This is a genomic window from Stenotrophomonas sp. GD03958, from assembly GCF_029839005.1.
Lineage (GTDB): Bacteria > Pseudomonadota > Gammaproteobacteria > Xanthomonadales > Xanthomonadaceae > Stenotrophomonas > Stenotrophomonas hibiscicola.
In genome coordinates, this window is sequence record NZ_JAOBZT010000055.1 from 22,205 (window position 1) to 29,962 (window position 7,758).

Consider the following 7,758-nt stretch of genomic DNA (forward strand, 5'->3'; position numbering starts at 1 on the left):
GTGCTTCTCTCTCTACTCGGCCGCATCGGGCGTGGCCAACCCGTGCAGGTTAGCGTAGATACGTGCCGCGAGGGCGTCATTGATGCCTTCCACCTTGGCGATTTCCGCTTCGCCAGCGGCTTTCAGGCCCACCAGGCCACCGAAATGCTTGAGCAGGCTGGCGCGGCGGCGCGGCCCGATGCCGGGGATATCCTCCAGCTTGCTGGTCATCCGTGCCTTCTGGCGGCGCCCACGGTGGCCGGTGATGGCAAAGCGGTGCGCCTCGTCGCGCACCTGCTGGATGAACTGCAGCGCCGGGTTGGCCGCGCCCGGGCGCAGCTCGCGGCCATCGGGCATCACCAGCGCTTCGTGGCCGGCGCGGCGCTCCACTCCCTTGGCCACGCCCACCAGCAGCACGCCTTCCACGCCCAGGTCGGCCAGTGCGGCCTGCGCCTGCGCCAGCTGCCCTGCGCCGCCGTCGATCAGCAGCACGTCCGGCAGCACGCCCTGCTCTTCCACCGCACGGCGGAAGCGGCGGTCGATGGCCTGGCGCATGGCGGCGTAGTCATCGCCCGGCTCGATGCCGCTGATGTTGAAGCGGCGGTACTGCGCACGCACCGGGCCGGCCGCATCGAACACCACGCACGAGGCCACGGTAGCCTCGCCCAGGGTGTGGCTGATATCGAAACACTCGACCCGCTTGACCGGCTCGGCCAGGCCCAGCATCTCGCGCAGTGCGTCGCTGCGCGCGTGCTGCGCGTTGCGGCTGTTGAGTTCGGTGGCCAGGGTCAGCTGCGCGTTACGGCTGGCCAGTTCCACGTAGCCGGCGCGCTCGCCGCGCACGTTCCACTTCAGCTGCACCTTGCGCTCGGCCGAGGCCGACAGCGCGGCAACCAGCAGGTCGGCATCGGGAATCTCGCGGTCCAGCAGGATCTCGCGCGGCGGCTCGAATTCGATGTAGTACTGCGAAACGAACGCGGCCAGCACTTCCTCCGGGCTTTCCTCGCCGTTGGTGCGCGGGAAGAACGGGCGGGTGCCGAGGTTGCGGCCATCTCGAAAGGCCAGCAGCAGCACGCAGGCCTGCGACCCCTGCATGGCCACCGCCAGCACGTCCAGGTCCGCGGCGCGGCCGTCCACGTACTGCCGGGTCTGCATGCTGCGCAGCGAGGAAATCAGATCGCGCAGGCGCGCGGCCTGCTCGAACTCCAGCGCCTCGCTGGCGGCCTGCATCTGCTCGCCCAGCTCGCGGGTGAGCTCGTCGCTCTTGCCCTCCAGGAACAGCGCGGCGCGGCGCACCGATTCGGCGTACTCGGCAGGCGCTACCAGCTCCACGCACGGCGCGCTGCAACGGCCGATCTGGTACTGCAGGCACGGCCGCGAACGGTTGCGGAACACGCTGTCCTCGCAGCTGCGCAGCTTGAACAGCTTGTGCATCAGGTTCAGCGTTTCGCGTACCGCGGTCACGCCCGGGTACGGCCCGAAATAGCGGCCAGGAATGGCGCGCGGGCCGCGATGCAAGGCAATGCGCGGCCAGTTCTCGCGGGTCAGCAGTACATGCGGGTAGGTCTTGTCGTCGCGCAGCGAAACGTTGTAACGCGGCGATAGGGATTTGATCAGCTGGTTTTCCAGCAGCAGCGCCTCGGCTTCCGAGCGCGTGACGGTCACGTCCATGCGCGCGATCTGCGAGATCATCGACATGATCCGCGCGTTCTTCGGACTGCCGTTGAAGTAGCTGCCAACGCGATTGCGCAGTGCACGGGCCTTGCCCACATACAGCAGGGTGTCGTCGGCGGCGTACATGCGGTACACGCCGGGCGCGGTGCTGAGCTGGGCCGCGAAGGCCTTGCCGTCGAAGGCCGGGGCGGGAACGTCGGTCATTCGCTGATCGGCACTTCGCTGAGCACGCCACTGTCGGGATCGAATCGCAGCACGGCATGGGCGTCGGTCTCGGCAATCCACACCGCCCCGGCCCCCACCGCCAGGCCGGCCGGGCCATGCAGGCGACGCGGCAGCGGTTGGGTCGTCAGTTCGCCTCCGCCGAGGCGCAGCGTGCGCAGGCGACCGTTGCCGGTATCGGCAATCCACAGCAGCGGCGCATCCGGGCTCAGCGCGATGGCCTGCGGGAACTGCAGGCTGGCCTGGGCGCGGGGACCGTCTTCACTGCCGAAGCGCCAGGGCCCCTGCCCGACCAGGGTCTGCACCAGGTCGCCACGCAGCTGAAGCGCGCGGATCGAGGAACCCAGCGCATCGGCCACGTACAGCACCTGCTGCACCACGGCGAGCGCGGTGGGCTGGGCGAAGGCCGCCAGATGGCCGCTGCCATCACGCTCGTCAATGGAGCCGCTGCCGGCGCGCCATTGCAGGCTGCGCTGACCCAGGTGGTAGCTCCAGATGCGGTTGTCGCCGGCCATCGCGATGTGCAGCTGGTTGTCGGCAATGGCCAAGCCGACCGGGTGGTCCAGCGAGACCTGCCGCGGCTGCGCAACCGGACCTTCCACCGGCGCACCGGGACGCCCGTTGCCACACAGGGTGTCGACGGTGCCGGTCAACAGGTTGATGCGGCGCACGGCATGGTTGCCGGTATCGGCCACGTACAGCGAATCGCGCTCCAGCACCAGCGCCTGCGGGCGATGGAATGCCGCTTCGGCAAGGTTGCCATCCATGAAATCGGCGGTACCGAGGCCGAACTGGCGCAGGATGCGGCCACCGTGGCTGCATTCAAGGATGCGGTGGTGGCCACTGTCGGCGATGTACAGGCGCTCGGTGCTGACTGCCAGCCCCAACGGGAAGCGCAGGGCCTGGCGCGGTTCCGGATGCAGTTCGCTGCCCCCGCGCGACGGCGCCGAAGGGGCTCCCTGGCACAGCGCGTTCAAGGCGCGTTCCAGTTCACCGGGGGCCCCCAGCCCGATCAGCCGTTGCTGCTCCCTGCCCTGTGCATCCAGCAGCACCAGGGTCGGCCAGGCGCTGACGCCGAAGCGGCGCCAGCCATCCCAGTCGGCATCCAGCAGCACAGGCATGGCCAGGCCCTGGCGACGCAGCAGTTTCAGTGCAGCGCTGGCGTCACGTTCGAAATCGAAGCGCGGCACCTGCAGCACCAGCGGCTGCAGCTTGCCCGGATGGCGCGACAGCCATTGGCCGAACTCGGCCAGGCGTTGCGCGCTCCAGGCGGAGGCCGCATTGACGAACAGCAGCGCGACCGGCCGGCCGCGCAGTTCGGTCAGGGTGCAGGGGGTGGCGTTGAGCCAGGTGGCGAACTCGGGCAGGTCCGGGACGGGCTGGACGTTCATGATCCGATTATGCCGGAGTCGGCGTCATGCAACAGTCGTGCCACTGCACGTTTTGCAGCATCGTCGACCAGCGACCAGACCTGTTCGAAATGATCGCTCCCGCCGGTGTACGGATCGGGGATCGCGATCCGCCCCTGCGCGCCGGACCAGGGCAGGTACAGCGCCAGCCGTTCGCGCTGGGCCGGCGTGGCGATACGGCCGGCGTCACGCAGGTTGGCCTCGTCGGCACACAGGATCCAGTCGAAACGGTCGAAATCCGCGGCCTGCAGCTGGCGTGCGCGCAGGCTGCCGATGTCCACACCGTGCCCGGCCGCGCAGGCGATCGCACGCCGGTCCGGTGGCTCGCCCACGTGCCAGTCGCCGGTGCCGGCCGAATCCACCTGCACCCGCCCGGCCAGTGGCGAGGCCTCCAGGCGTGCACGCAGCGCACCTTCGGCCATCGGCGAACGGCAGATGTTGCCGAGGCAGACGACCAGCAGTTTCATCGGGCAGCCAGCACCTGAAGAAGCGCTTCGGCGCGCTCCAGGTCCTCGCGCGTGTCGATGCCCGGCGGGAATGGTTCCGGCGAGATCGCCACACTGATCGGGTAGCCCGCCTCCAGCACACGCAGCTGCTCCAGCGATTCGACCTGCTCCAGCTGGCCCGGCGGCATTGCCGCGAACTGCTGCAGGAAACCGGCACGGTAGCCATAGATGCCGATATGGCGCAGCCAGTTGTGACCGGCCGGCAGCGCGTCGCGGCTGCGTGCAAAGCCATCGCGGTGCCAGGCGATCGGCGCGCGGCTGAAGTACATCGCCTCGTTGCGCACGTTGCGCACCAGCTTGACCACGTTCGGGTCGAACAGCGTAGGCGCGTCCTCGACGGCGGTGGCCAAGGTCGACATCGGTGCAGTGCCGTTGGCCAGTACCTCGGCCACGGCGCGGATGCCGGCCGCCGGTGCGAACGGCTCGTCGCCCTGCAGGTTGACCACCACCGTGTCATCGGCCCAGCCGGCAATGCGTGCGCACTCGGCCAGGCGATCGGTGCCGGACGCATGCGACGCAGCGGTCATTGCCACCTTCACCTCGGCCAGCCCGGACAGCGCATCGGCAATGCGCTGATCGTCGGTCGCTACCCAGACCTCCCGGGCGCCGGCCTGCAGCGCGCGGCGCGCCACGTGCAGTACCAGCGGTTCACCACCCAGCAGGCGCAACGGCTTGCCGGGCAGCCGCGAGGCGGCATAGCGGGCCGGGATGGCGACGACGAATTCGGTCATGGGGCGGTACTCGGCAGGCTCGTTACAAGGGGAATGCGGCCGGCGGCGCGTGAATGCAAGCGCCGCTGCGCCGCTCAGTTCGGTCGCAGCTTGTCCAGGCGGTCAGTCAGCGCCACCCAGAACGCGGCGGGCAACTCGGCGCGCAGCGGAACCGCGTAGTGCCAGTCGTTGCCGAACGCCCGGCATTTCACCGCATCCTTTTCGGTCATCAGTACCGGCAACTGGCTGCCGAAGGACAGGTCCTGCGGCTGATAGGCCTGGTGGTCGGCGAACGCATGCGGCACGACGCCGATGCCACGCGCGCGCAGCATGTCGAAGAAGCGCTGCGGATGGGCGATGCCGGCCACCGCATGCACGCGCTGGCCCTTGAAGTACGCCAGCGGGCGCGCGCGGCCACCGGCCAGCGGCTGCGCACTGTCGATGTGCAGGGCCATTGGCCACTGGCCGAAGCCACAGGCCTGTGCCGCGGTCTCCTCATCGGCCTGGCCGAGATTGACCACGCGGAAATCGCACTCGCTGGCGCGGCTGACCGGCTCGCGCAGCGGCCCGGCCGGAATCATCCGGCCATTGCCATAGCGACGCTGCGCATCGACCACTTCGATCTCGATGTCGCGCGCCAGCCGGTAATGCTGCAGGCCGTCATCGCAGACGATCACATCGCAGCCAGCCTCGATCAGCGCCCTGCCGGCAGCAACACGATCACTGTCCACGCGTACCGGCACGCCGGTCTTCCAGGCGATCAGCACCGGCTCGTCACCGCCCTTGGCGGTCGGCGTATCGGCCTTTACCCACAGTGGCGTGTCGGCATCCTCGCGCCCGTAACCGCGGCTGGCCACGCCCGGCTTCCAGCCGGCGGCACGCAGGCGCTCCACCAGTGCGATGGTCAGCGGCGTCTTGCCAGTGCCACCGGCGGTGATGTTGCCAACCACGATGACCGGCACCGGCAGCGTGTAACGCTTGCGCCAGCCACGCCGATAGGCGCGCCGGCGCAGCGCGGTGACGCCGACGTACAGCGGTGCCAGCAGGCGCATCGCCCACGGAACCGGGCTGCCGTCGTACCAGTACGCCGGGGTCTGGGTACCCTTGCCGGCCATCAGTCCTGCCTTTCGCGGAACTGCATGCTGTGCAGATGCTGGTACAGGCCGCCCAGCTCGAGCAGCTCCTTGTGGGTGCCGCGTTCAACGATGCGGCCATGGTCCATCACCAGCACCTGGTCGGCATGCTCGATGGTCGACAGCCGGTGCGCGATGACCAGCGTGGTGCGTTCGGGCATCAGGCGCTGCAGCGCGTCCTGCACCAGGCGCTCGGATTCGTTGTCCAGCGCCGCAGTGGCTTCGTCGAGGATAAGGATCGGGGCGTCGCGCAGGATCGCGCGGGCGATCGCCAGGCGCTGGCGCTGGCCACCGGACAGCAGCGCGCCGTTCTCGCCTACCGGCGTCTGCAGCTGCTGCGGCATCCGCGCGATGAACTCCCAGGCGTTGGCGGCCTCGGCCGCCGCACGGATCTGCTCGTCGGTCGCTTCCATGCCATAGGCGATGTTGGCGGCGATGGTGTCATCGAACAGCATCACCTTCTGCCCGACGATCGCCACCTGCCGGCGCAGGTCAGCCAGCGGATAGTCATCCAGCGCCACGCCATCGAGGGTGATGACGCCGCCACTGGGCTCGTAGAAGCGTGGCACCAGCCGGATCAGGCTGGTCTTGCCGCTGCCGGAACGGCCGACAATGGCCGTCACCGTACCCGGCCTGGCAACGAAACTGATGTCGTCCAGGGCGACGCCACTGTCTTCGCGGTAGCGCAGCATGACGTGGTCGAACGCCAGTTCGCCACGCACGCGTTGCACGCGGTGCTGGCCTTCGTCGCGCTCCACCGGCATGTCGAGGATGCCGAACAGGCGCTCGGCGGCGGACACGCCGCGCGAAATCGAGGTCTGCACGCTGGTCAGGCGCCGCAGCGAAGGAATGATCGCCATCATCGAGGTCATCAGGCCCATGAACTGGCCGGCATTGAGGCGGCCGGCCAGGGCTTCGCGGGTCGACACCCAGACGATCACCGCCAGCGCCAGTGCGGCCAGGAACTGCACCACGCTGGACGCCGCCGCGCGGGTGACCTCGACCTTCATGTTCAGCGCCAGCATGCGGTTGGCCAGGCGCGAGTAGCGCGAGATCTCATGCTGCTGGGTGCCGTGCACCTTCACTTCCTGCTGCGCCGCCAAGGACTGCTCGGCGGTCTGCGCCATCGTGCCCATGCCGTCCTGGATGCCGCGGCTGATGCGACGATAGCGCTTGCCCACGTAGGACACGATGGCACCGATCAGCGGCACCACCAGCAGCATCGCCAGGGTTACCTTGACGCTCATCTGCAGCATCACCGCCAGCATCGCGATGATGGTGAGGGTATCGGCCACCACGGTCTTCAGCGCGTCGGCGCTGGCCTGGGTGACCTGCTCGGTATCGAAGTTCAGGCGGCTGACCATCACCGGCGTTGCTTCGGTGTCGAAGTGCGACGACGGCAGGTGCAGGTACTTCTGCAGCACCTGCTCACGCAGGTCGCGGACCACGCTGCGGCCGGTCTTGGCCAGCGTATAGTCGCTGACCCAGGTGGCCACGCTGCGCATCAGGAACAGGCCGAGGATGGTCAGCGGCAGGACCACGGCCGCGCGCGGCTGCGGATCGACAAACCCCTCGTTGACCAGCGGCTCCATCAGCTTGGTGAAGTGATAGCCGGCCAGGGCTTCGACCACCATGGCGATGACCGCGCCCACCATGAACACCCAGTAGGTGCGGGTGTAGCCCAGCAGACGTTTGTAGATCGGCCACACCGGCGCGTGATGGGAACTCATGGACGCACCTCTGGCGCAGTTGCAATGGCGATACGACGGAAACCGAGCTGACCGAGCGCGTCCTGCGCAGTCACCACGGCCTGGTAGGGGGTGCGTGCGTCGGCGCGCAGCAGCACCGGCTGGCTGCGATCGCTGCCGGCGACCGATGCGATGGTCTGCTTGACCGACTCGACATCGCTGCGCAGCACTTCCTGGTCATTGATGAAATAGCGGCCTTCGGCGTTGATCAGCACGCTGAGCGAGCGCGGCGGCTCGTTGCTGGGCTGCTGGCTGGCGGTCGGCAGCTGCACCTGCAGCGTCGAGCGCGCATCGAAGGTGGTGGTGACCACGAAGAAGATGATCAGCACCAGGATGACGTCGATCAGCGGCACCAGATCGATATGCGGCTCATCCTG

7 protein-coding genes are annotated in these 7,758 nt (G+C 68.6%); all 7 read right to left on the reverse strand.

The features are described 5' to 3' along the window. Positions 1–12 precede the first annotated feature (12 nt). Positions 13–1,857, reverse strand: a complete 1,845-nt coding sequence (gene uvrC, locus N5C25_RS15155) for an excinuclease ABC subunit UvrC (RefSeq protein WP_058979586.1) — start codon at positions 1,855–1,857, stop codon at positions 13–15. Then, complete coding sequence (locus N5C25_RS15160; RefSeq protein ID WP_279937219.1) at positions 1,854–3,266, reverse strand: hypothetical protein; 1,413 nt, start codon at positions 3,264–3,266, stop codon at positions 1,854–1,856. Before N5C25_RS15160 ends, uvrC begins: the two co-directional genes overlap by 4 nt. Continuing rightward, a complete protein-coding gene (locus N5C25_RS15165; RefSeq protein WP_251102260.1) occupies positions 3,263–3,751 on the reverse strand; it encodes a low molecular weight protein-tyrosine-phosphatase in 489 nt (162 codons plus the stop codon). The genes N5C25_RS15160 and N5C25_RS15165 overlap by 4 nt, the downstream gene beginning before the upstream one ends. Then, positions 3,748–4,521, reverse strand: a complete 774-nt coding sequence (kdsB, locus tag N5C25_RS15170; RefSeq protein WP_279937220.1) for a 3-deoxy-manno-octulosonate cytidylyltransferase — start codon at positions 4,519–4,521, stop codon at positions 3,748–3,750. The genes N5C25_RS15165 and kdsB overlap by 4 nt, the downstream gene beginning before the upstream one ends. A gap of 74 nt (positions 4,522–4,595) precedes the next feature. After that, entirely contained in the window at positions 4,596–5,615 is a 1,020-nt protein-coding gene (lpxK, locus tag N5C25_RS15175; protein ID WP_058979581.1) for a tetraacyldisaccharide 4'-kinase, read from the reverse strand. Next, positions 5,615–7,363 carry a lipid A export permease/ATP-binding protein MsbA gene (gene msbA / locus N5C25_RS15180; RefSeq protein ID WP_058979578.1) on the reverse strand — a complete coding sequence of 583 codons (1,749 nt, stop codon included), beginning with the start codon at positions 7,361–7,363 and terminating at the stop codon, positions 5,615–5,617. Before msbA ends, lpxK begins: the two co-directional genes overlap by 1 nt. Further along, the coding region (locus N5C25_RS15185) for a biopolymer transporter ExbD (protein WP_279937221.1) at positions 7,360–7,758 on the reverse strand (399 nt) is incomplete at its 5' end. The genes msbA and N5C25_RS15185, both read right to left, overlap by 4 nt.